Annotated in this window: 25 protein-coding genes; 13 read left to right on the top strand and 12 right to left on the bottom strand. The window is 69.8% G+C overall.

Annotated elements, in window-relative coordinates:
* Positions 1-23 precede the first annotated feature (23 nt).
* The gene (locus ACIRON_RS20815; protein ID WP_402995046.1) at positions 24-722 is read left to right on the top strand and encodes a spermidine synthase; all 699 of its coding nucleotides are present in this window, start codon (positions 24-26) and stop codon (positions 720-722) included.
* Positions 723-732: 10 nt separating this feature from the next.
* Positions 733-1,215 (top strand): YbaK/EbsC family protein, encoded by a 483-nt coding sequence (locus tag ACIRON_RS20810; RefSeq protein ID WP_402995044.1) that lies wholly within the window; start codon positions 733-735, stop codon positions 1,213-1,215.
* Between the two features lie 72 nt (positions 1,216-1,287).
* Here the strand turns inward: ACIRON_RS20810 and ACIRON_RS20805 are convergent, their stop codons facing one another.
* Complete coding sequence (locus ACIRON_RS20805) at positions 1,288-1,491, bottom strand: cold-shock protein (protein WP_091053181.1); 204 nt, start codon at positions 1,489-1,491, stop codon at positions 1,288-1,290.
* Positions 1,492-1,769: 278 nt separating this feature from the next.
* On the opposite strand from ACIRON_RS20805, the gene ACIRON_RS20800 reads away from it, so the two are divergent.
* Complete coding sequence (locus ACIRON_RS20800; RefSeq protein ID WP_402995041.1) at positions 1,770-3,392, top strand: alpha-amylase family glycosyl hydrolase; 1,623 nt, start codon at positions 1,770-1,772, stop codon at positions 3,390-3,392.
* Positions 3,393-3,468: 76 nt separating this feature from the next.
* Positions 3,469-4,122, top strand: a complete 654-nt coding sequence (locus tag ACIRON_RS20795) for a GntR family transcriptional regulator (protein WP_402995039.1) — start codon at positions 3,469-3,471, stop codon at positions 4,120-4,122.
* Here the strand turns inward: ACIRON_RS20795 and ACIRON_RS20790 are convergent.
* The 8 genes from ACIRON_RS20790 to ACIRON_RS20755 all read right to left on the bottom strand — a co-directional run bounded on the left by ACIRON_RS20790 (position 4,119) and on the right by ACIRON_RS20755 (position 10,645).
* Positions 4,119-4,886: a DUF1932 domain-containing protein gene (locus ACIRON_RS20790; RefSeq protein ID WP_402995037.1), complete on the bottom strand. Its 768-nt coding sequence runs from the start codon at positions 4,884-4,886 to the stop codon at positions 4,119-4,121. The two genes, ACIRON_RS20795 and ACIRON_RS20790, sit on opposite strands and share 4 nt — an antisense overlap.
* Positions 4,883-5,671, bottom strand: coding sequence for an ABC transporter ATP-binding protein (locus ACIRON_RS20785; RefSeq protein ID WP_402995035.1), 789 nt, complete (start codon positions 5,669-5,671; stop codon positions 4,883-4,885). The genes ACIRON_RS20790 and ACIRON_RS20785 overlap by 4 nt, the downstream gene beginning before the upstream one ends.
* Positions 5,672-5,695: 24 nt before the next feature.
* On the bottom strand, positions 5,696-6,472 hold the full coding sequence (locus tag ACIRON_RS20780) for an ABC transporter permease (protein WP_402995033.1): 777 nt from the start codon (positions 6,470-6,472) through the stop codon (positions 5,696-5,698).
* Positions 6,469-7,305 carry an ABC transporter permease gene (locus tag ACIRON_RS20775; RefSeq protein WP_402995031.1) on the bottom strand — a complete coding sequence of 279 codons (837 nt, stop codon included), beginning with the start codon at positions 7,303-7,305 and terminating at the stop codon, positions 6,469-6,471. The genes ACIRON_RS20780 and ACIRON_RS20775 overlap by 4 nt, the downstream gene beginning before the upstream one ends.
* Positions 7,302-8,282: an ABC transporter substrate-binding protein gene (locus tag ACIRON_RS20770; RefSeq protein WP_402995029.1), complete on the bottom strand. Its 981-nt coding sequence runs from the start codon at positions 8,280-8,282 to the stop codon at positions 7,302-7,304. Before ACIRON_RS20770 ends, ACIRON_RS20775 begins: the two co-directional genes overlap by 4 nt.
* A gap of 184 nt (positions 8,283-8,466) precedes the next feature.
* Complete coding sequence (locus ACIRON_RS20765; protein ID WP_402995027.1) at positions 8,467-8,865, bottom strand: DUF1707 domain-containing protein; 399 nt, start codon at positions 8,863-8,865, stop codon at positions 8,467-8,469.
* 145 nt (positions 8,866-9,010) lie between these two features.
* Complete coding sequence (locus ACIRON_RS20760) at positions 9,011-9,931, bottom strand: AEC family transporter (RefSeq protein WP_402995026.1); 921 nt, start codon at positions 9,929-9,931, stop codon at positions 9,011-9,013.
* A gap of 3 nt (positions 9,932-9,934) precedes the next feature.
* Positions 9,935-10,645, bottom strand: a complete 711-nt coding sequence (locus tag ACIRON_RS20755; RefSeq protein WP_402995024.1) for a GntR family transcriptional regulator — start codon at positions 10,643-10,645, stop codon at positions 9,935-9,937.
* Between the two features lie 121 nt (positions 10,646-10,766).
* On the opposite strand from ACIRON_RS20755, the gene ACIRON_RS20750 reads away from it, so the two are divergent.
* From ACIRON_RS20750 to ACIRON_RS20735, 4 genes are read left to right on the top strand one after another with little or no spacing between them, the layout of a single operon-like run.
* Entirely contained in the window at positions 10,767-12,062 is a 1,296-nt protein-coding gene (locus ACIRON_RS20750; RefSeq protein ID WP_402995022.1) for an MFS transporter, read from the top strand.
* Entirely contained in the window at positions 12,059-13,021 is a 963-nt protein-coding gene (locus ACIRON_RS20745; RefSeq protein WP_402995020.1) for a phosphoglycerate dehydrogenase, read from the top strand. Before ACIRON_RS20750 ends, ACIRON_RS20745 begins: the two co-directional genes overlap by 4 nt.
* A complete protein-coding gene (locus tag ACIRON_RS20740) occupies positions 13,018-14,412 on the top strand; it encodes an acyclic terpene utilization AtuA family protein (RefSeq protein WP_402995018.1) in 1,395 nt (464 codons plus the stop codon). Before ACIRON_RS20745 ends, ACIRON_RS20740 begins: the two co-directional genes overlap by 4 nt.
* Positions 14,405-14,719 (top strand): DUF4387 domain-containing protein, encoded by a 315-nt coding sequence (locus tag ACIRON_RS20735; protein WP_402995016.1) that lies wholly within the window; start codon positions 14,405-14,407, stop codon positions 14,717-14,719. The genes ACIRON_RS20740 and ACIRON_RS20735 overlap by 8 nt, the downstream gene beginning before the upstream one ends.
* A 1-nt stretch (position 14,720) precedes the next feature.
* Here ACIRON_RS20735 and ACIRON_RS20730 read toward each other — a convergent pair whose 3' ends face one another.
* Complete coding sequence (locus ACIRON_RS20730; RefSeq protein WP_402995014.1) at positions 14,721-15,413, bottom strand: SGNH/GDSL hydrolase family protein; 693 nt, start codon at positions 15,411-15,413, stop codon at positions 14,721-14,723.
* 269 nt (positions 15,414-15,682) lie between these two features.
* On the opposite strand from ACIRON_RS20730, the gene ACIRON_RS20725 reads away from it, so the two are divergent.
* The 3 genes from ACIRON_RS20725 to ACIRON_RS20715 all read left to right on the top strand — a co-directional run bounded on the left by ACIRON_RS20725 (position 15,683) and on the right by ACIRON_RS20715 (position 19,795).
* Positions 15,683-17,476 carry a hypothetical protein gene (locus tag ACIRON_RS20725; protein WP_402995012.1) on the top strand — a complete coding sequence of 598 codons (1,794 nt, stop codon included), beginning with the start codon at positions 15,683-15,685 and terminating at the stop codon, positions 17,474-17,476.
* 69 nt (positions 17,477-17,545) lie between these two features.
* Positions 17,546-18,067 (top strand): GNAT family N-acetyltransferase, encoded by a 522-nt coding sequence (locus ACIRON_RS20720; protein WP_402995010.1) that lies wholly within the window; start codon positions 17,546-17,548, stop codon positions 18,065-18,067.
* Between the two features lie 432 nt (positions 18,068-18,499).
* Complete coding sequence (locus ACIRON_RS20715) at positions 18,500-19,795, top strand: DUF222 domain-containing protein (protein WP_402995008.1); 1,296 nt, start codon at positions 18,500-18,502, stop codon at positions 19,793-19,795.
* Between the two features lie 15 nt (positions 19,796-19,810).
* Here the strand turns inward: ACIRON_RS20715 and ACIRON_RS20710 are convergent, their stop codons facing one another.
* Both ACIRON_RS20710 and ACIRON_RS20705 read right to left on the bottom strand, forming a co-directional pair.
* On the bottom strand, positions 19,811-20,224 hold the full coding sequence (locus tag ACIRON_RS20710; protein WP_402995006.1) for a carboxymuconolactone decarboxylase family protein: 414 nt from the start codon (positions 20,222-20,224) through the stop codon (positions 19,811-19,813).
* Positions 20,225-20,268: 44 nt separating this feature from the next.
* Positions 20,269-21,387: a substrate-binding domain-containing protein gene (locus ACIRON_RS20705; protein WP_402995004.1), complete on the bottom strand. Its 1,119-nt coding sequence runs from the start codon at positions 21,385-21,387 to the stop codon at positions 20,269-20,271.
* 134 nt (positions 21,388-21,521) lie between these two features.
* On the opposite strand from ACIRON_RS20705, the gene ACIRON_RS20700 reads away from it, so the two are divergent.
* Positions 21,522-21,920 (top strand): MarR family winged helix-turn-helix transcriptional regulator, encoded by a 399-nt coding sequence (locus ACIRON_RS20700; protein ID WP_402995002.1) that lies wholly within the window; start codon positions 21,522-21,524, stop codon positions 21,918-21,920.
* Positions 21,921-22,030: 110 nt separating this feature from the next.
* Complete coding sequence (gene urtA, locus ACIRON_RS20695) at positions 22,031-23,272, top strand: urea ABC transporter substrate-binding protein (protein WP_402995000.1); 1,242 nt, start codon at positions 22,031-22,033, stop codon at positions 23,270-23,272.
* Positions 23,273-23,275: the final 3 nt, after the last annotated feature.

Below are 23,275 nucleotides of genomic sequence, written 5' to 3'. Positions count from 1 at the left end.
GTGGGGGGTAGGGTATCTCCGCTATGGCCGACGATGTATATGTGCTCGAGCTCGACGAGATGCAACAGTCGGCTGTCGATCTGGGGGATCCGACCCGCCTCGTGTTCGACTACATGAGGCGTATCGGCGATGTTATCGACCGACTGCCTCCAGGGCCAGTGCGAGTTCTGCACGTCGGCGGCGCCGCGATGACGCTGGCGCGCTACGTTCATGCGACCCGGCCGCGCTCCTCGCAGATCGTGCTGGAGCCGTCGGTCGAGGTCATCGAGCGCGTACGCAGCGAGGCGCCGCTCCCGCCGCGCAGCGGCATCAAGGTGCGCCCCGTCGACGGGAAGAGCGGCATCGTGGGCGTACGCGACGGCTTCGCCGACCTGGTGATCCTCGACGCCTTCGACGGCGGTCAGACCCCGGCCGAGCTCACCTCCGCGGCCTTCGTGGAGGACGTACGCCGCGTGCTCGCGCCCTCCGGTGTCTTCGTCGCCAACCTCGTGGACCGGGCGCCGTTCCCTCAGGCGCGTGACTTCGTCGCGGCGGCCAGAGACCTCGGTGACATGGTCGTCGGTGTCGAGCCGGCGACCATGAAGGGCCGCCGCTCCGGCAACCTGGTCATCGTCTGTGGCGCGGTGCCGGAAGCGCCGTTCGGGTCGCCCTCGCCGATGGAGTACCGCATCTTCACCGACCGTGCCGTCGCCGACTCCTTCGGCGGTGGGACGCGCCGCTAGGGTGAGGTCCATGTCGATCGAGCTGGCCCGCGCGCACCTGGACCGATTCGGACGCGGTGGAGACATCATCGAGTCGGTCGAGTCGAAGGCGACCGTCGAGCTCGCAGCGGCCGCCCTCGGTGTCTCGCCGGCGGAGATCGCCAAGACGATCAGCCTCTACACCGAGGACCGGACCGCCGCGATCCTGATCGTCGCCGCCGGCGACGCCAAGATCGCGAACGCGAAGTTCAAGGCCCACTTCGGTACCAAGGCGCGGATGCTCGCCGCCGAGGACGTGGAGCCGATGACCGGCCACGCGATCGGTGGCGTCTGCCCGTTCGGCAACCCCGCCTCGGCCGAGGTCTGGCTCGACGCCTCGATGAAGCGCTTCGACATGGTCTACCCGGCCGCGGGCAGCGCCAACACGACCATCGCGCTCACCCTCGGTGACCTGGAGACCATCAGCGAGGCCCGGGGCTGGGTCGACGTCACCAAGCTCCCCGAGACCGTCTGACCGACCTGGTCTCAAAAAGGGGGACAGCCCCGCCCTGCCGAAGCAGGAGCGGGGCTGCCGTGGAAGCCAGAGTCAGACCGGGCGGACGTTCTCGGCCTGCGGGCCCTTCGGGCCCTGGGTGACGTCGAACTCGACGCGCTGGTTCTCGTCCAACGTCTTGTAGCCGTTGGTCTGGATCGCGGAGAAGTGCACGAAGACGTCGTCGCCACCGTTGTCCTGGGCGATGAAGCCGAAGCCCTTGTCGCCGTTGAACCACTTCACGGTTCCCTGAGTCATGAATCTAATCCTTGTGTACACAGGGCGACTCCGTGCCGCCCTTTGGGCGTTGAATCCACGAGTCCTGATTTCTGCTTCTGCGGAAGACCAAGTGCTGCACGAACGGTCACCGAGAGCAACCGCGAAGCGCGTGGGGACGCCTCCTTCAACGCAGCCAAGCCTACATGCCCAGGCGCTTCTGCGGGTATTGGTGTTTCTTGCGCGCGCCGGAGGCTTGATCTGGGCCTGGTCGCGGGAGAGCCTGGCGTGCAGAAACCGACGATTGATGGGGACATTACGTGGACCAGCCATGGTGGCGCGAAGCCGTCGCATATCAGATCTACCCGCGCTCGTTCGCGGACTCGAACGGTGACGGGATCGGTGATCTGCCGGGGATCACCGACCACCTCGACTATCTCGCCGCGCTGGGTGTCGACGCGATCTGGATCTGCCCGTTCTACACCTCTCCGCAGAACGACCACGGCTACGACGTCGCCGACTACTGCGACGTCGACCCGATCTTCGGCACGCTGGCCGATGCCGACCAGCTGATCGCGCGGGCTCACGAGCTCGCCCTGAAGGTGATCGTCGACCTGGTGCCCAACCACACCTCCTCGGCGCACCCGTGGTTCGTCGAGGCGCTCGCGGAGGGACCCGGGTCCGTGGCGCGCGACCGCTACATCTTCCGCGACGGCCGCGGCGAGGCGGGGGAGGAGCCCCCGACCAACTGGCGCTCGGTCTTCGGTGGTCCGGCCTGGACGCGCATCGAAGGCGGGCAGTGGTACCTCCACCTCTTCGACGACGACCAGCCCGACCTCAACTGGCACAACCCCGAGGTGGTCGAGGAGTTCACCAAGATCCTCACCTTCTGGCTCGACCGGGGCGTGGACGGCTTCCGGGTCGACATCGCCCATGGCCTCTTCAAGGATCTGCGCGACCAGGTCGTCCCCGAGGGCCTCGCGCTGACCTCCGACGCCGCGGTGATGTACGAACGCGGCATCACCGACGCGCCGATGTGGGACAACCCTGGCGTTCACGAGATCTACCGCGCCTGGCGCAAGCTGATCGACTCCTTCGACGGTGACCGGATGATGGTCGCCGAGGCGTGGACCCCTGGGCCGGCGGAGCTGCGCCGCTACGTACGCGCCGACGAGTTCAACCAGGCGTTCAACTTCTCCTGGCTGCAGGCGCCCTGGTCGGCCGAGGCGTTCACCGAGGTCATCGGGTCGACGCTGAAGGCGCTCAGTCCTTCGCGGGCGGCGCCCACCTGGGTCCTGTCCAACCACGATGTCGTACGCCACCGCTCGCGTTACGGCGACGGACTGCAGGCGCTCCACCGGGCGCGCGCGGCGACACTGACGATGCTGGCGCTCCCGGGGTCCTCCTACCTCTACCAGGGGGAGGAGCTGGGCCTGCCGCAGGTCTATCTGCCGCCCGAGTACCAGGAGGATCCGTGGTCGGAGACCGGTGAGGGCGGTCGCGACGGGTGCCGGGTGCCGCTGCCGTGGAGCGGGTTCGAGCCGCCCTTCGGGTTCAGCGACCTACCCGACGAGAAGCTGCCGACGCAGCCGTGGCTGCCGCAGCCGGCCGAGTGGGTGGACCTCACCGTGGCTGCCCAGAACGGTGTCAGGGACTCCACGCTGGAGTTCTACCGGGCGGCGTTGACGGCGCGACGCAGCTTCGCGCTCGGTGCCGACGAGGACGTGGAGATCCTGGACGCGCCCGAGGGTGTCGTCTCGTTCCGGCGCGGCGGGGTCGGCGGGTCTTCTGACACCAGGACCGACCTGATCGTCGTCCTCAACTGCGGCATGGAGCCGGCGCCGCTTCCCGAGGGCGAGATCGTGATGTACAGCGGTGACCCGGTCGTGGGCGACCTGCCCACCGACGCCGCGGTCTGGATCATCGCTCCCGCGGTCGACTGATCCCGGGTCGGCGTGATCGTCTCTCAAGATTGTCAACAATTTTGGTACGCTCCTCGGACCCGACCAAGGAGGACATGTGACGGTCACGCCGACCCCGGTGACCCAGCGCGAGGTGGCGGAGGCGATCCGCCGCGACATTCTCGACGGTGAGCTCGTCGCCGGCCAGCGCCTGGTCGAGGCCGAGCTCTCCGAGTCGCTCGGTGCCAGCCGCGGTGCCGTACGCGGCGCCCTGATCGACCTCACCCACGAGGGCCTGGTCGAGCGGATCGCCAACCGTGGCGCCCGGGTGCGGGTGGTCAGCGTCGAGGAGGCCGTCGAGATCGTCGAGGTCCGCGCCGCCGTCGAGGCACTGTGCGCGGCCAAGGCGGCCGAGAAGATCACCGACGAGGAGATCGCCGAGCTGCGCCGGCTCGGCGAGGAGATGTCGGCCGCGGTCGCCTCCGGCGACGTGGGCACCTACTCCAAGCTCAACACCCGGCTCGACGAGCGCTTCGTGGCCATCTCCGGCCAGCAGGTCGCGGCCGAGACGCTCGCGCGGCTCCAGGGCCGGAGCGTGCGTCACCAGTACCGGCTCGCCTACCGACCCGGTCGCTCCCAGGTCTCGCTGCCGCAGCACCTCGCGATCATCGAGGCGCTCGCCCGGCGCGACCCCGCAGCCGCGGACACCGCCGTGCGCGAGCACCTCGCCAGCGTCCTCGAGGCCGTGCGCGAGGTGGCCTCCTCCCGCTAGGAGCCGTCCACCTCGGAGATGTGCTCGAGCCATTCCTGGCTGGCTCGGGCGACCCGCGGGGGAACACCCAGGTCATCGAGCATCTCGGCGGCGGCCGCCATCTCGTGGGAGCGGCGTACGGCATGACGGTGGCTGCCCTCGACGAGCCGGTCGAGGGTCGCGGCCGAGGCGCGGTCGAGCTCGCGCATGATCTCGGCGCGGGTCTCCTCCTCGAGCCCGGCCGCGCGGGCGGCGGCCAGGCTCTCCAGGACCGCGGCGGCGAGGCCCTTGTAGAACACCGAGCGGAGCAGCTTGCGGGTCGCCGCGTCGCCGACCTCGCCGTCGACGACCTCGACGCTCGCGCCGACCGCGCCCAGCAGCCGCGCCGCCTCGGCGGTACCCGGCCCTGAGGCGAGCATCGGCACCCGGATGCCCAGGCCCGGCACGGTCGACATCAGCGAGACGTCGGCGAACAGGCAGCGGGCCTCCAGCACCGAGAAGACCTCGCGCTTGCGGGCGGGGGAGGAGGTGTTGACGTCGGCCCAGACGGTGCTCGCCGACAGGCCGGCCAGCGCGTTGCGGGCGGCATCGACCGAGTCGGCGGCCGAGTTCACGCTGATCACCAGGTCGGCACCCTCGACCGCCTCGGCCTCGGAGGCGCAGGCGACGGTGCCCGGGGGAGCGCCGACGGCCGGGTCGTAGGCCCGGACGGTGGCTCCCGCCGTCAGCAGGTCGGCGACGAACGCCGAGCCTGCCTCACCGAGCCCGAGAACCGCGACGATCATGCCGGCCGCTCTCCCTTCTTGGCCTTCTGGATCAGCTCGTAGACGTGTGCGCGCAGCTCCGCGAAGCGCGGCGCCGAGCGAGTGGTCAGCTGGTCGCGTTCGTCGGGGAGGTCGATGGCCACGTCCTCCAGGATCACCGTCGGCCGGTTGGAGAGCACGAGCACGCGCTGGCCGAGGTAGACGGCCTCGTCGATGTCGTGGGTGACGAACAGGACGGTCACGCCGAGCCGCTTCCACAGCTCGCGGACGAGATCCTCCAGGTCGGCCCGGGTCTGGGCGTCGACGGCGGCGAACGGCTCGTCCATCAGCAGGACCGAGGGCTCGTAGGCGATCGCGCGGGCGATCGCGACCCGCTGCTGCATACCGCCGGAGAGCTGCCAGGGATGGGAGGAGGCCGAGTCGGCCAGGCCGACGGCCGCGAGCGCCTCGTCGACCAGCTCGGTCCGGCGCGCCCGCGGCACCTTCTTCTCCTTCAGCGGCAGCTCGACGTTCTGGCGGACGGTGAGCCAGGGGAACAGCGAGCGGCCGTACTCCTGGAAGACCACCGCCATCCCGGCCGGCGGCTCGGTGACCCGGGCGCCGTCGAGCTCGACGGCGCCGGAGGTGGCCTCGAGCAGCCCGCTGATGCAGCGCAGCAAGGTGGTCTTGCCGGCGCCGGAGGGGCCGACGATGCAGACCAGCTCGCCCTGGCCGATCGAGAAATCGAGCTGCTCGATGGCCTCCAGGGAGGTGCCGCCGGTGGTGTAGGTCTTCTTCAGGCCACGTACGTCCAGGGCAGTTGCCACGGGATTCTCCTCAAGACTTCGGGATCAGGCGCCGCGATCGGCCTGGCGCAGGCCGCGGTACCAGGCGAGCGAGTAGTGCTCGACGAGACGGAACAGGACCGAGAGCAGGAAGCCGAGCACGCCGAGGAGGATGATCCCGGTCCACATCTGCGGGACGGCGAAGCTGCGCTGGAACTGCACGATCGAGGCGCCGAGGCCGCGGTTGGCGCCGAAGAGCTCGCTGATCACCATCAGGATGACGCCGATCGACAGCGCCTGGCGCGCACCCGCGGCGATCTGCGGCGAGGCACCGCGCAGCACCACCTGCCGCAACCGGGTCCAGGCGCTGAACCGGTAGCAGCGGGCGGTGTCGAGCATGACCTCGTCCAGACCGCGTACGCCTTCGACGGTGTTGAGCAGGATCGGCCACAGGCAGCCGAGCGCGATCGTGACGATCTTGGACGCGTCGCCGGTGTAGCCGAGGAACAGCGCGATCACCGGCACCAGCACCGGCGGCGGCACCGCCCGGAAGAACTCCAGCGTCGGCTCGCAGAACGCCCGGACCGGGCGGTAGAGGCCGATGACGACCCCGAGGAGTACGCCGGTGGCCAGCGCCACGGCATAGCCGGCCGCGAGCCGCGCCAGGCTGGGCAGGACGTCTCCGGTCCATCGGTCCGCGGTCCAGGTCTCCCCGAAGACGGAGACGATCTTGGACAGCGGCGGCCAGAAGACGCTGGTGGAGCCCGCCGAGGCGAACCACCACACCGCGACCAGGACGACCGGGAGGGCGAGCGCGTACGCGATGGTCCGTGCGAATCTCATCGGGCCTCCTTACGGATCGAGACGTGCCAGCGCAGCGTGCGCCGTTCCAGGGCTCGGGCGACCAGGTTGACGACGACGCCGATGATCCCGACGACGATGACCAGCGCGTAGGTCTTCTCGACCGCGCCGGAGGACTGGGCGACGCCGATGGACTTGCCGAGGCCGGGGACGCCGATGATCAGCTCCGCGGTGATCTCGAGGATCAGCGCGACCGAGGCGGCGAGCCGGAATCCTGTCATGACGTAGGGGAGCGCGGTGGGCCACACGACCGTGCGGATGGTGGTCAACCGCGAGAAGCGGTAGGAGCGGGCGGTGTCGCGCACCACCGGGTCCACGTCGGCGACCCCGTAGAGCACCTGGACGAGGATCTGCCAGAACGAGGCGTACACGACCAGGATCAGCGCCGAGGTCGGCCGGCTGCCGTAGAGGAGCACGACGAGGGGGATCAGGGCGACCGAGGGGATCGGGCGCAGGAACTCGATCGTGGAGGCGGTCAGGTCGCGCAGGAAGCCGACCGAGCCGATCACCACGCCGAGCACGATGCCGGCGGCCATCGCGATGGCCAGACCGGTGGCCCAGCCCCGGAGGGTGGCGCCGAGGTCGGTCCAGAAGGCGGCCTCGCCGAGCTGGTCGACGAGCTCGGCGAACATCGCGCTCGCCGGCGGGAGATAGCTGTCGTTGACGATGCCGAGACGGGGGAGCGCCTCGGCCAGGCCGACGACGACGAGCAGGCCGAGCACACCCAGGACTGCGTCCCGGCCGCGGCCGGCGACCCGCTTGGGGCGGGCGCCGGCCATGGGCCTCGCCGTTGCTTCGGGTGATGCGACGCTCATGGAAGCAGAGCGTCCACGTCCGGGTCCTTGGCGAACAGGCCGTCGGTCTCCGAGAGGTCCGCGAGCTTCTGGATCGACTCGGCGTCGATCGCGGAGGTCCACTGCGGCATGTTCAGCTCGGCGAGCACCTTCTCGTCGATGTCGGTATACGTCGGGAGGATCTCCTTGACCTCGTCGGGGTGCTGCTGGGCGTAGTCGAGCGACTCGTTCATCGCGGCGGTGAAGGCCTCGACGGTGTCGGCGTCGGACTCGGCATAGCTGGTCGAGGTGAAGTACTCCGCGACCGCGAGGCCCGGATCGGCGGCGACGAAGTTGGAGCCGAGGTCGGTCATGCCGGCCTGGGTGCCGATGGTGAGGAACGGCTCGACGACCTGACCCGCGTCGACGTCGCCCTTCTCGACGGCCGGGCCGATTTCGGGGAAGGCCAGCTCGACGTACTCGATCTTGGTCGGGTCGCCACCGTCCTGACGGACGAGCTCGTTGGTGGTGGTCGTGTTGATGTTCTTGAGCGTGTTGACCGCGACCTTCTTGCCCTCCAGGTCCTTGGGCGACTTGATGTCGCTGCCGGCCTTGACCAGGACGCCGGCCATGTCGGCGGCCGGGTCCTCGGTGGCGTTGACGCCGGCGGTGACGACCTTGACCGGGACGTCCTGGGTCTGGGCCAGGAGCAGGGAGGTCGTGTTGGAGAAGCCGAACTGGTACTGCCCGCTGGCCACGGCGGGGATGATCGCGGCGCCGCCCTGGGCGAGCTCGAGGTTGACGTCGAGGCCCTCCTCCTTGAAGAAGCCCTTCTCCACCCCCAGATAGATGGGGGCGACATCGACGATCGGGATCACGCCGACGGTGATCTCGGTGGCGCCGTCGGCGCCCTCGTCGGTGGACTCGCCACCGCCACAGGCGCTGAGCGCGAGCGGCAGGGCGAGAACGAGTGCGGTTGCCAGACCGCGGCGCGCGGTGCGGGCAAGGGAGCGATTCATCGGGACTCCTCGGGGGCTGGGCGCCCGCTCGATCGCGGGCAGGTCGCCAGTGTGATGCACGCCACGAGATATTGTAAACAATCTTGGCGGCAATTTTACCGACTGGTTGTGGGGTTGGCGGCCGCCGGAGCGACCGCGGCACAACCTAGTGGCGAGCCCGGGTGGAGGCCATGGAATCCGGAATTCAGTGCACGGAATGACGGAAGTGCTGGTGATGGCGGTGGGAGTGGTGGTGTCCCTTGCGGAAGACGAGCGCCCCGACCCCGATCACGGCGAAGACCCACCAGGGCACGCCCATCACGACCAGTCCGATCGCCACGAGCAGGAAGCAGGCGACCAACGGGAACGCCCGCGGTCGGCCTCGCCGGGGCCGGCGAGCGACCTGCGGCGGCTGCGGGGCGCTCTTCGGCAGGTCGGTGAAGAGCATCTCCAGGTCGGCACGGACCTTCGCGGACCAGATCGCGTCCAGGCGCTCGTAGTAGTCGTCGTCGGTGAGCCGGCCGGTCGAGTAGTGCTCGGCGAGCCTCGCCGACGCCTCCTCCCGATCGGCCTCGCCCACCCGCAGGTTGTCGAGGTTGCTCATGTCGTCTCCCCTTGTGTCCCGTGTGAAGCCGCATCGACTGTCGGCGTAGTTTCCCGATATATCGCGAGGGTACGCGCGAAGAGATGTGCCCGCAAGGGACTTTCGTCGCGGCGCTCAGTCGTTATGGGCTCAGCCGTTACGAGGCTCAGCCGAGCAGGACGACGACCAGCAGGATCGCCGGCACCGTGGCCAGCGTGCTGACGAAGATGACGTCCCGGGCCAGCAGCACGGCCCGGTTGTAGCGCTGTGCGACGACGAAGACGTTCTGCGCGGTCGGCAGCGCCGAGAGCACCGTCACCGCCAGCAGCGCCTCGGCGTCGAGCCCGAGCAGGAACCGCCCGATGACGTACGCCGCCACGGGCTGCACCACCTGCTTGGTAGCGACCACCGCGGCGAGGTCGAGCGGCGGCACGCCCCGTCCGGGAAGCGGGCCGAGCCGGAGCGCGACCCCGTAGGCGATCAGCATCGAGGGGACCGCCATGCCGGCCACCAGCTCCAGTGGGTCGGAGACAGGTGTCGGCAGGTCGAGACCGGAGACGGAGAGGGCCACCCCGATCAGGGAGGCGACGGTGATCGGGTTGGTCAGCGGTCGGCGCAGGATCGCCCAGAACGAGAGCCTCGTCGCGCTCGCGTCGGCGTCGAGGATCACCAGCGCCAGCGGCTGGAGCACGAGCATCTGCAGCAGGAGTGTCGGCGCGACCAGGACCGGGTCGCCCAGGACGTACGACGCGATCGGGAGGCCGAGGTTGCCGGCGTTGGCGTAGGAGCCGCACAGCGTCGCGACCACCGTGGTGCCCAGGTCGCGGCGGCGCAGGCGAGCGACGGTGACGATGAGGGTCGCCGAGACCAGTACGGCGCCGGCGACGGCGACCAGGTTGCCGGAGAACACGAAGCCGAGGTCGCTGTCGTCCATCACCGTGATCAGCAGGGCCGGGCTGGCGACGTAGAACGCGAGCGTCGAGAGGGTGCGCTGGCCCTGCTGGTCGAGGATCTTGAGCTGGGCGAGCAGGGCGCCGAGCGCGATGAGGACGCTGATCGTGGCGAAGCCGGTGAATACCCCTGCCACGGCCTAGATCTCGCGCCGCAGGTCGAGGAGTCCGCGGGCGGCGTGCTCGGTGACGATGCGCTCGGCCTCGACGGCGTCGTGTCTGCGTAGGGCGACGACCAGGTCGCGGTGCTCGGTGTAGCGGTCGGCGCCGAAGTCGTCGCCGGCCAGCAGGTGCGCCCGGGAGATCTCCCGCTGCCGCGAGCGGGTCAGCGAGCGGGACTGCTCCAGGAGGCGTAGGAGGACGGGGTTGTGGGCCGCGGCGTTGACCTGCTCGTTGAAGCGGCCGAGCACGTCGAGGAAGCGATCGGCGTGCTTCTCGACCGGCTTGCCCTCGCGGTGGCGCGCCCGGATCAGGATCACCAGGTCGTCGGCCTCGTCGAGCAGCCGGTCGAGCTCGTCGAGCTCGTCGTCGTTCACGTGCCGGGCCGCGAACCGGGCGGCCAGGCCGCGCAGCGCGACCTCGACCTCGGCCAGGTCGTGGCTGGCGTCCTCCTCGATGCGGGCCACCAGGGTCGTACGCGGCCCGACCCGCTCCACGAGTCCGTCGAGCTCGAGCCGCCGGATCGCCTCGCGGACCGGGGTCGGGCTGACGCCCAGGCGCTCGGCCATGCCGCGCTCGGTCACCTTGGCGCCGGGGGCGAGCTCGCCGGAGCCGATCTGGCTGCGTAGAGCCTGGTAGACGCGCTCGGCCACGGTCGTGGTCTCCGGCATCTCGGGGGAGGGGATCGACATGGTCCTGATCCTAAGCCACTTTTCCATTGGTGCCACCTCTTGACTGTTTTGCTGTAGCAAAACTACTGTGAGCGCCGCCACAGGCCGCAGAGACCATTGAGAGATCACGGAGGTCCGTCTCGTGAGCACCACCATCCCCACCGCACCACCACGGCAGCTCGGACCTCGCCGGATCACGCTCCTCGTCGCCCTGGCGGTCTTCGCCCAGGAGTCGATGTGGAACTTCTACGACAGCCAGGTGCCGCCGCTGCTGCGTGAGCACCTGGCCAGCGCCGCCCTGGTCGGCTTCATCATGGGCATGGACAACCTGCTCGGGATCTTCATCCAGCCGTGGATGGCCAACCGGTCCGACCGGACCCGCACCCGATGGGGCCGGCGGATGCCCTACCTAGCCGTCGGGATGCCGCTCGCGGCGCTGCTGTTCGTGACCCTGCCGCACACGGCCGACTCGCTGCCGCTGCTGATCGTCGTCATCGTCGCGTTCGCGCTGGTCTCGAACTCGTTCAAGCCGATCGGCGAGGCGCTGGTGCCCGACTTCATCGCGCCCGAGCGCCGCAGCCGCGCCAACGCCGCGGTCAAGATCGCCTCCAGCCTCACCGTGATCGTCGCGGCCCTGGTCAGCATCCTGCTGGTCGATGACCACCCGGCCCTCGCCTTCGCGGTGATCGCGCTGATCACCCTCGTCTCGATCACCGTGCTGTGCCTCTCGATCCGGGACAGCTCCTCGCCGGGCTACCGGGCGGCGGTGGCCGAGGACGCCGCGGAGGACGCCGCGGAGGAGTCGACGACCGTCGGCCAGGCGCGCATCCGCGACACCATCCGGGAGATCGTGCGCGACCCCGACCGCAGCCGGCTGCTGCTGATCGTGGCGATCCTGGTCTTCGGCAGCGCCTGGGCGGGCTCACGCGCGCTGGTCACGCCCTACGGCATGGAGACGCTGGGGTTGTCGCGTGGCGACGCCGGTGGACTCACCCTGCCGAGCGGGGTCGCCTTCCTGCTCGCGGCCTACCCGACCGCGCTGCTCGCCGAGCGCTTCGGCCGGCTGCGCACCATGATCGCCGGGATGGCGGTCTTCGCGGCCGCCATGCTCCTCGGCACCCTGGTGCAGACCCCGACGGGCACCGTAATCGCGTTCTGCATCGGCGCCGCCGGTGCCTCGGCCTTCCTGGTCAACGCCGTCGTCGTGCTGTGGAACCTGGCGCCGTCGGCGCGGGTCTTCGGGACGTACGCAGCGCTCTATGCGGTCGGCTGGCAGGGCGGTGCCTTCGTCGGCCCGGCCCTGATCGGCGGGGCGGTCGACATCCTGGGCTGGCAGACGATGCTGCTCGACATCGCGGTCCTCGCGGCGGTCGCGGTGGCGATCGTGGTGCGGATCGACCGCCTTCAGCGGCGCGGCGACGTCGAGAGGGCGGTGTGACCGCGGTGGCCCGGATCCTGATCACCACCGACTACCTGCGGCCGGGCGACGAGGTCGACGACCTCCTCCGCTCCCGTGGTCACGAGACCCGCTACCCGTCCGGAGATCTCGTCGCGGACCTCGCCGGGGTGGAGGGCGCCCTGGTCGGTCACGACCCGCTCACCGCCGAGGTCCTCGCGTCCGCGGACCGTCTGCGAGCGGTCGTACGCACCGGGGTCGGGTACGACGCGATCGACGTCGAAGCGGCGGCCCGTGCCGGGGTCACGGTCAGCAACCTGCCCGGGATCAACGCCAACGCGGTCGCGGAATACACGCTGGGACTGCTCCTGGCTGCCTCACGCCGGCTGGTCGAGAGCGCGGCCGGTGTCGCGTCCGGCGGCTGGCCACGCGCGGACGGCCGCGAGCTGCGTGGCACCACCCTGGGCCTGATCGGCTACGGCGCCGCCGCTCGTGCGGTCGTTCCGCTCGCCCGGGCGTTCGGGATGAGCGTGCTGTGCACCACCTCGGTTCCCGAGGCCGAGCGGACCGACCCGGACGTCCGGTTCGTCGAGCTGCCCGAGCTGCTGGCGGGAGCCGACCACGTCTCGGTCCACACCGCGCTCACTCCGCGGACGCGGGGGCTGCTCGACGCGGCCGCGTTCGCGCAGATGCGGCCGGGTGCGGTGCTCGTGAACACCGCCCGCGGGGCGATCGTGGACGAGGCCGCGCTGGCGGCCGCCGTCCGGGACGGACGGATCGCCGGAGCCGCGCTCGACGTGGTCGCCGAGGAGCCGCTGCCGGCCGAGAGCCCGCTTCGCGGCGTACCCGGCATCGTCGTCCACTCCCACCTGGCCGGGCAGTCCGCCCAGGCCCGCCGGGCCGCCGGGCTCGAGGGAGCCCGAGAGCTCCTCCGCGCGCTCGCGGGCAGCCCGGAACATGCCGTCAATGCCCACCTGATCGAGGAGAGAGACAACAGATGACCAGCGACAACGCTGACTCCGTCAGCATCTTGGTGCCCAGCGGGATGCTCGGCGCCGGGTTCCCGGAGGAGACGATCACCCGTGGGATCGCGCTGGGAGCGGACGTGATCGCCGTCGACGGCGGCTCCACCGACTCCGGTCCCTACTACCTGGGCGCCTCGAAGCCGAAGACCACCGCCGCCGCGGTCGCCCGCGACCTGCGGCTCCTGCTCCGGGCCGCGGCCGGTGCCGGGATCCCGCTCATCGTCGGCTCCTGCGGCACCAGCGGTACCGACGACGGCGTCGACTGGGTCGCCGGGATCGTCGCCGACCTGCTCGCCGAGGAGGGCCTGTCGATGAAGGTCGCGCGCATCTACAGCGAGCAGCGCGCGGCGGACCTGAAGGAGCCGCTCGAGGCCGGCCGGATCCGTCCGCTGCCGCCGCTGGGCGAGCTCGACGTCTCCACCCTGGAGGAGTGCACCCACATCGTCGCCATGATGGGCCACGAGCCGATCGCCGAGGCTCTCGCCGCCGGGGCTCAGGTGGTTCTGGCCGGGCGGGCGACCGACACGGCCAACGCCGCTGCGTACGCACTGCTGAAGGGGATGCCCGCCGGGCCGACCTGGCACGCGGCCAAGATCGTCGAGTGCGGCGGTCAGTGCACGACCAACCCGCGGATGGGCGGCGTCTTCGCGACCATCGACCGGACCGGCTTCACCATCGAGCCGCTCGACGAGAGCGCCGCGTGCACGCCGATCTCGGTGGCTGCCCACATGCTGTACGAGACGGCCAACCCGTATCTGATGCGGGAGCCGGACGGCACCCTGGACGTGCGCGATGCCGTCTACACCGCGCTCGACGAGCGCCGGGTGCGCGTCGAGGGGTCGCTGTTCCACCACGCCGAGCAGCACACGATCAAGCTCGAGGGTGCCCGGATCACCGGCTACGAGACCATGTCGTTCTCCGCGATCCGCGACCCGCTGATCCTGAAGGACATCGAGGGCTGGGCCTCGTTGATGCATGTCGTGTTCACCCAGCGGGTCGAGCAGACCCTCGGCCTGACCAGCGAGGAGTACGACTACGACCTGCGGCTCTACGGCTACAACGCGGTCCTCGGCGACCTCGACCCGTCCACCGAGCCGCCGCGTGAGGTCGGGGTGATGCTGCTCGTCCGGGCCGCCGACCAGGCCTTGGCCACCGCGGTCGCCAAGGTCGCCAACCCGTTGATGCTGCACCTGCCGGCCCAGGACATGGACTACCTGCCCAGCCTGGCGTTCCCCGGGTCGCCGGCCGAGGTCGAGCGGGGCGCTGCGTACGAGTTCGTGCTCAACCACGCCGTCGACAGCCTCACGCCGACCGCGATGTTCCGCACCGAGTTCCTTGCCGAGACAGGAGAGAAGCACGATGTCTGAGACCACGCTGGGGGACCTCGCGATCGAGGTCCGCTCCAAGAACGCCGGGCCGTTCTGGATCACGATGGAGCTGTTCATGCGCGACGCCGAGGGTTACCGGATCGCGGCCGACGAGACGTTCCTCGACGAGGACGTCATCGCCGGCCTCTACCGGGTCGATCCCGGGTCGGTCCAGATCTTCCGGATCCCGTCGCTCAACGTTGTCAAGATCTCCTACCCGCGCCCGGTCTCGCAGGGCTCGCTGCGCGACCGCGACACCCACGCCGGCCAGCACCACGTTCCGCTCGCACAGCTGGTCGTGCCGTGAGTCAGAGATCGAGGTGGTCGCAGACCGCCTGGGCCCAGCGCGCATAGCCCGCCGGAGAGGCGTGGAAGCCGTCGGCGGCGAAGAAGGACGGCTCCGCCGGACCGAGGTCGGCGGAGCTGACCCACTGCACCGACGTACGCCCGGCGCAGACCAGCCGCGCTGCCACGTCGAGCGCCTGTCCGCGCTCGGCGAGGTAGCGCCGCAGGGTGCGGGGGAGTGACGGGAAGGCGCCGAACTCCGGGGTCCCCGGGAGCACGGTGTGTGCGGCGTGCTGCTCGAGGGTCTCGACGATGGCGATCAGATCGCGTGTCCACGCCTCGACCGAGCGGCGCGCGAGGATGTCGTTGACGCCGACCAGGAGCACGGCGAGGTCCCATTCGCCGGTGACCTCGGTGAGGATGCCGTGCCGGATCCGCTCGCTGGTCGCGCCGTACTTCCCCATGGCCCGCCACTCGACCGGACGCCCGGTCCGCTTCGCGATCGCGCGCGCCATCGACCCGGCGAAGGCGAGGTCGTGGGTGGGTGCGCCGCGCCCCGACGCGGACGAGTCGCCGATCACCAGCAGCCGCAGCGGCGCACCTGGCGGACCCGGTACGAAACCCGTCGTCGGACCCTCCGGACGAGGCTCCTTGCCGATGGTCCGATGGACGTACGCGGCCTGTGCGGCGACCAGCGGGAGCAGCAGTGGATTCATCGTCTCTCCCGGCGCGGTTCTGTCGTGACGTACGTGCTCTTCCGTCGTTCTACAGCGCGTGCTCCGGCGGGTCTGCGACGTTGGCTGAACGGCGGGCGAATGTCCCCGGAAGGTTTGACACAAGGGGTCCTCGCGTCGGTGAACGTTGGGGTACAAGACAAGGGAATCCAAGACACGCGCCCCGACCCGCTGCGTGCCCGCCCTAGCATCACGCCCAACCGTGAGCGCCCACTCAAAAACCTCCCCTCACCTCGAAGGAATGCGCCGACATGTCCGACTTCATCAGCGGCATCTTCAACCGTCACAAGACCGACCCCGCCAAGGCCGAGGAAGGGGTGTCGACCGACACCTCCGCCCCCGTCTTCGGTGAGAACCTGGCCACCACCGAGATGGCCGCCGAGACCACTGCGTACGTCACCGACTCCGGCATCGCCGAGGCCACCGAGCCTGTCGTCGAGCCCGTCGCCGAGCCGGCTGTCGAGCCGGTTGCCGAGACCGTGGTCGTCGACCCGCTCTCCGACCCGGAGCACGTCGTCACCGACTCCGAGGAGACCCCCGCCGCCGACGTGGCCGAGCTCGCCGTCGAGGACACCGAGGTGTCTGCCGATGTCGTGGGCGAGGTCGCCGAGACCGAGACCACCGAGACGGTCGAGGCCGTCGACGAGGTGTCGACCGATGAGGTCGAGACCGAGGGCACGTACGAGGCGCCGCTCGAGGGCGCCGACGCCGAAGCCCCTGCCGCCGAGGCCACCGACGAGGTCGAGGAGATCGTCGCCGAGGACGTCGCCGAGGAGGTCGCCGTCGAGGGTGTGAACGAGGTCGAGATCGATGCCGAGGACACCTTCGTGCCCGCTGACGCGATCGAGTCCGCCGACGACGTCGAGGTTGCCGCCGCGGTCGAGGAGACCGTTGTCGACGACGCGCCGGCCGCGGTCGAGGAGACCGTCGTCGCGCCCGAGGGCGAGGTGCTCGAGGTGGAGGCCGTGGTCGAGGAGGCCGCTGCCGAGGAGTCGACCGAGATCGAGGACGCGGTGGTGACCGCGGAGGGCGGCGAGGTCTCCGAGGTCGAGGTCGTCGAGACTGTCGAGTCGGAGGACGCTGCCGAGCCGGCCGCCGAGGCGACCGAGGAGACCGTCCTCGAGGAGGAGGACGCGCTGGCCGAGGCCGACGCCGAGGAGGTCTTCGCGCCGGTCGAGACCGACGCCGAGGAGACGGTCGTCGAGCCGGAGGGTGAGGTGCTCGCCGAGGAGGTCGCGGTCGAGGAGGTGCCCGTGGAGACCGAGGACGCCGACGCGCCGATCGAGGTCGCTGAGGAGGCCACCGACGAGGACGCTGCTGACGTGACCGAGCCGGTCGAGGCCGACGCCGAGTTCGTCGACGTCGTAGAGGACGCGGCACCCGTCGAGGACGTCGTCGAGGAGGAGGCGACCGAGGTCGAGGTTGCTGACGAGGCTGTTGAGGTGACCGACGAGGTCGAGACCGCCGTGGAGCCGACCGACGTCGTCGAGGAGACCGCCGTCGAGGAGGTCACCGCCGAGGAGACCGAGGCGATCGTCGACGAGGCGCCGACCGAGGACGTTGCGGAGGCACCGGCCGACGAGGCCCCCGACGCCGTCGACACCGTCACCGAGGAGACGGCGACGGAGACGGTCGAGGAGCCCGCCGCGGTCGAGGAGATCGTGTCCGAGGCGCCCGCGCCGGGCTTCGCGCCCGAGCCGGTCGTCGAGCCGGAGCCCGACGCCAACTCGACGCTGACCGGCGTCCTGCGTGCGGCCCGTGAGGAGCGCGGCACCTCGACGGTGAGCGAGGGCCTCGTCGAGCGCCTGGTCCACCACGTCGTCGCCAAGATCGACGGCGTGCACGCCATCGACGACGAGGGCACCTCGGTCGACATCGTCGACGACGTCGCCAACATCACGGTGTCCTACGTGATCGCCTACGGCACCAACGTCAAGAGCAACGCCGCCACGATCCGTACCCAGGTCATCGAGGTCGCCGAGGACTACTTCGACATCGACGTCGTGGCCGTGGACGTCAACGTGAGCGACTTCCACATCGCCTGATCCTTCGCCGAACGGCATGAGATAATGACCGAAAGCCTCGGAGCGCACCGCGCTCCGAGGCTTTCGTGTATGACCACCCTCGACACCCACCTCGACCTTCCTCACCCCGTCACCGCCCGCCTCGCCGAGGCGGAGGATCATCTCGCCCTCCGCCACCTCTGGCTGCTCTTCCGCCACGACATGTCGCGCTTCAGCTCCACCCTCCCGTTCGCCGACGGCACCTTCCGCTCCGAATGGCTCGACGCCGCCCTCCGCTCCGACCCCAGCTGGCACGCCTGGATCCTCACCGCCGACGTCCATCCCATCGGGTTCGCACTGGTCCGAGACGCCGACCAGCCCGTACGCATCCTGAACAGCTTCTTTCTCGTCGCCGGTGCTCGTCGGGGCGGGCTCGGGCTCCAGTTCGCTCGGGCCGTCCTCTCTGATGCTCCGGGGGAGTGGAAAGTGGCTTATCAGGAGCGGAATCGTGCGGCTGTAGGGTTCTGGGATCGGGTCACCGCGGGGTGTGATCGGTCATGGTCCGAGACGGTGGGGCTTGGTGGGACGGTCGACACGTGGATCTCGTTCTCCGCGGGGTCTGGTTGGGCTTGACTCATCTGCTCCGGTGGTCGAGCGGCTTCCGCACCGGTGGTCGAGCGGCTTCCGCACCGCTGGTCGAGCCGCAGCCCCCGCTGGTCGAGCCGCCGGAGCCGCTAGGCGGAGGCGTGTCGAGACCAACACGGTTCCTTTGCTCGGGACGGCTCGCTTAGCGACTGTCTTTTCGTTTCCAGGGTTCGCCGCCGACCCGGTCTTTGAGTGTTTCTCGATCGTGCGCCGCGTCAAGGACGCCCTGCGGGCGCCGGCTTCGCCGGCCGCTTCGCGGTCCTTGACTCGGCACCCGATCGAGAAAAGATTTCGCCAGTATCGGGGCGGCGGCGAGGGAGTGGCGCGGAGTTCACGTGTCTTGTTCGCTGACTGCGTAACTGTCATCTGACCAGCACAAATAGGTCGCGCGCTACTGGTCGATCGCATATAATGACGGCTATGTACGAGACCATCGACCGCCTCCTCGACGGGCCGCCTCCGGGTGCGTCCGAGGGTGAGTTGGTTGACTGGATCAGTCGTCTCGAAGCGGTGAAGTGCACCGCTGAGGCTGTGCAGGCACAGGCGGCGGTACGTCTGGAGGAAGCCGTCCGCGAGCGTCAATCCGCGGCCGGGGTTCCTGCCCGGAGGCTGGGTGAAGGGGTGGCCTCCCAGGTCGCGTTGGCGCGGCGGGTCTCACCCGAGCGCGGGGCCAAGTTGCTCGGCCTGGCGAAGATCCTGATCGCCGAGATGCCGCACACCTTCGCGCTCATGAAGGCCGGGTTGTTCTCCCAATGGCAGGCCACCATCCTCGCCCGCGAGACCGCCTGCCTCTCGGTCGAGGACCGCCTGGTCATCGACCACCGACTCTGTGCCTTCGGCCCCGACGGTGAGGCACCGCAGGTCGTGGTGATGGGGCTGCGGCAGCTCGAGAACGCTGCGAAGAAACTCGCCATCACCCTGGACCAGGCCTCCGTCGTCGCCCGGGCCGCCAATGCCGTCAACGACCGTCGGGTCAGTCTGCGGCCGGCACCGGACACGATGACCTGGCTCGGTGTGCTGCTGCCGGTCAAGGACGGGGTCGCGGTCTTCGCGGCACTGGATCAGGCAGCGAAGGCGGCTGCGGCGGCAGGTGACGAACGGACGCGGGGTCAGGTCATGGCCGACACCCTCATCGACCGGGTCACCGGCCGCAGCACCGCTGGAGCCAAGCCCCGGATCGAGGTCAAGATCCTGATGACCGCCGACTCCCTCACCAACGACGCCGACCAGCCGGCCATGGTCGAGGGCTACGGACCTGTGCCCGCCGCCTGGGCCCGCGAAGCACTCAACGACGCCGAGGTCTTCGTCCGCAGGCTGTTCACCGACCCCGCCGGGCACCTGGTCGCGATGGAGTCCCGCGCCAGGAAGGCACCCGATGGGCTGGCCGAGTTCATCACGACCCGTGACGGCGGGACCTGTAGGACCAACGGGTGTGATGCGCCGATCCGCAATATCGACCACGTCCAACGCCATGCCGACGGCGGCGAAACCAGCGCCGACAACCTGCAAGGTTTGTGCGAGCGATGCAACCAAGCCAAAGAGGCGCTCGGCTGGCAAGCCAGGCCAGGACCCGACGGCAGCATCACCACCACCACACCCACCGGACACACCTATACGAGCCCGCCACCAGACACCTGGGCACCGGACCCACCCCCGCTGTCCCGGGGAGAGTCGATGCTGCGCGACGTACTCCTCACGCACACCCTCGCCGCATGACCGCTGTGGTCGTGGTCAGGCGAGGGGGAGGAGGTCGCGTTCGGCGAACACCTTCTTGGCGGTGAAGGTGGCGTTCAGGGCACGGGGGAAGCCGCAGTAGACCGATGAATGGAGGAACGCCTCGATGATCTGCTCGGGAGTCAGGCCTACGTTGAGGGCGGCGTTGATGTGGACCTCGAGCTGAGGCTCGCAGCCACCCAGGGCGGTCAGCATGCCGAGGGTGACGAGCTGGCGGTCCCTCGGCTCGAGGCCGGGGCGTGCGTAGATCTCGCCGAAGCCCCAGGCGACGACCTGGTGGCCGAGCTCGGGGGCGATGTCGGCGAGTGAGTCGATGACTCGGGCGCCGGCCTCACCGTCGATCGCGTCCAGGATCTGGCGGCCATGGGCGGCGCGGGAGGTGGGGTCCTGGGAAGGGTTCTCGTGCGTCATGGTGCGCACGCTAGGAGTTGGAGCGCACTCGAAGTCAACGGATGCTAGGAGGCGTACGCGATCTGTTCCTGGATCTCGAAGCGGAGGCCGTCGGCGGCGGCGATGTAGACGTCCTGGTCCACGAGGTTGCCGTGCATCCGCATCAGGCCGCGGGGGCTGGAGTAGCTGTGGCGGTCGGTGAGGCCGAGCGCGGGCTCGACCTCGAGGGAGCCGCAGGCGTCGCCGATCTGGCGCAGGAACATCAGCGACTCGTAGCAGGACTCGCCCACGGCGTTGAGGGAGGGCGCGTACTCACCGAAGCGGCGGTAGTAGCGCTCGGACAGGCCGGCCGACTCAGGAGTGGTGAGTCCGTCGAAGTAGGCGGCGGCCGCGAAGACATTGGCGTTGGCTCCGGCTCCGCCGGCGAGCAGGGTGTTCTCCTCGACCGCGGGGCTCAGCCGGGTCAGCGACGAGCTCAGTCCGGCCGCGGCGAACTGGCGGTTGAAGTGCACTGCGTCCTGCCCCATCAGCAGCATGATCACCCCGTCCTGCTCCCCACCCTCCAGGCCACGCAGCACGCCGGCGAAGTCGCGGGTGCCCAACGGGACGTACGTCTCGCTCACCACCTCCGAGAGCGACCCGCGCAGCGCCGCCCGGGCCGTCGACCCGGTGACGCGCGGGAAGACGTAGTCGTTGCCGACCACCGCCCAGCGGGAGACCCCGTGGTTGGCGCGCATCCACGCGGTGGCGGGAAGCAGCTGGTTGACCGGCCGCTCGCCGATCATGAAGACCCCAGGAGTCTCGTCGCCGCCCTCGTGCATGGCGGCGAAGGCGTACAGGGCCCGGCCGCCGACGCGGGCGGTGATCGCCTGGCGTACGGCGGAGATGTGCCAGCCGGCGATCGCGTCCACCCGGCCGAGCTCGACGAGCTGGGCCACCTCGGCAGCGACCTCGTGGGGAGCGCGCCCAGCGTCGATCGCGACCAGCTCGACCGGTCTCCCGGCGATCCCAGTGCCGGCGTTGAGCTCCTCGGCGGCCAGCTCGCCGCAGGCCAGGCAGCCGGGTCCGTAGATTCCGGTCGGGCCCTGCATCGGCACCACGAACGCGATCGAGAGGGCGCCCGGCGGGCGGGGTGCGAGGCCCAGCAGGGCATGGGACGCCGGGGTGAACGACGGCGGAGACATCGGCACCTGCTCCCAGACGAACCAGACCAGCTGAAGCGGACGGATGACTCACCATTGAGCCGATGGGTGGTTAGGGTACGGGAGTCGGGCCCTCGGCGCAGCGGGCATCCAGCAGACATTCGTGGGAGGGTGCCATGGAGACAGCCGCGACGGCCGTCACGGACCTCGCCGTGCTGCTCGCCCGGGCGCAGCGCCGGATCGAGCACGCACTCGCCGAGGCGTACGCCGACTTCGACCTCACCGCGGAGCAGTGGCGCATCCTCAGCGTGCTGCTCGACGACCCGGGCCAGACGATGACGCGTCTCGCCGACGGCGCCGCGCTCCCGGCCGGCACCCTGACCCGACACGTCGACCGGCTCGCCGAGCGTGGCCTGGTGCTGCGCAAGGTGCACGCCGAGGACAAGCGCCGCGCGGTCGTCGCGCTCTCGCCCGTGGGTGCCTCGGTCGCCCGCGAGATCCGCGCCCGCCACCAGACCGAGGCCATCGCCGAGGTTGTCGGTGACCTGAAGGCCGCGCTCGACCGACTCGACTGAAGACGTTTCCGTCCGGAAACAAATCCTCTCTGAGTCCGACACATAGGCGAAACAACCCGTCCCTAGATTCCTTCCATTCGAGAGCAAATGTCCGATGGAAGGACCATCCCGTGCGTACGAAATTCTCGAGCCGCCTCCTCGCGGCCAGCTCGGTGCTCGCCCTGGGCCTGACCGCGACCGCCTGCGGCGGCGCCAAGACCGGTGACACCGCGACCAGCGAGAGCTGCGTCGACACCAGCGGCGACACCATCAAGATCGGCTTCCTCAACTCCCTGTCGGGGACGATGGCGATCAGCGAGACGACCGTCTTCAAGTCCCTGTCCATGGCCGCCGAGGAGATCAACGCCGACGGCGGCGTGCTCGGCAAGAAGCTCGAGATCGTCAGCGAGGACGGCCAGTCCGAGCCGACCGTCTTCGCCGAGAAGGCGACCAAGCTGATCCAGGACGACTGTGTGGCAGCCGTCTTCGGCGGCTGGACCTCGAGCTCGCGCAAGGCGATGCTGCCGGTCTTCGAGGGCAACGACGCGCTGCTCTTCTACCCGGTGCAGTACGAGGGCCTGGAGTCCTCGCACAACATCTTCTACACCGGCGCCACCACCAATCAGCAGATCATCCCGGCCCTCGACTTCCTCAAGGAGGAGAAGAAGATCGAGTCGATCTTCCTGGTCGGCTCCGACTACGTCTTCCCGCGCACGGCGAACAAGATCATCAAGCAGTACGCGGCCGCCAACGGCATCGAGGTCCTCGGTGAGGAGTACCAGCCCCTGGGCTCGACCGACTTCGGCACGGTCGTCGACAAGGTCAAGGCCGCCGGCGCGGACGCGGTCTTCAACACCCTCAACGGCGACTCCAACGTGGCCTTCTTCAAGGAGTACAAGGGCAAGGGCCTAACCGCCTCGGCGATGCCGGTGCTCTCCGTCTCGATCGCCGAGGAGGAGGTCCCGGGCGTCGGCGTGGGCAACCTCGAGGGGCAGTACACCGCCTGGAACTACTACCAGACCATCGACAGCCCGGCGAACCAGAAGTTCGTGACCGACTTCAAGGCCGCCAACGGCGCCAAGGCGGTCACCTCCGACCCGATGGAGGCGGCCTACACCTCGCTGCACCTGTGGAAGGGGATGGTCGAGAAGGCCGACTCGTTCGCGGTCGAGGACGTCATCGACGCCTCCGACGGGGTCACCTACGACGCGCCGGAGGGCACCGTCGAGGTCGACGGCGAGAACCACCACATCGCCAAGACCGCACTCATCGGCCAGGTGAACGCCGAGGGCCTGATCGACACGGTCTGGTCGAGTGACAAGCCGATCGAGCCGGACCCCTACCTGAAGTCCTACGACTGGTGGAAGAACTAGTCC

It is taken from the genome of Nocardioides sp. NPDC101246 (genome assembly GCF_044767415.1).
GTDB lineage: Bacteria > Actinomycetota > Actinomycetes > Propionibacteriales > Nocardioidaceae > Nocardioides.
Note: the sequence above shows the minus strand (reverse complement) of the source record. Positions and strands in the feature narration are given on the sequence as shown.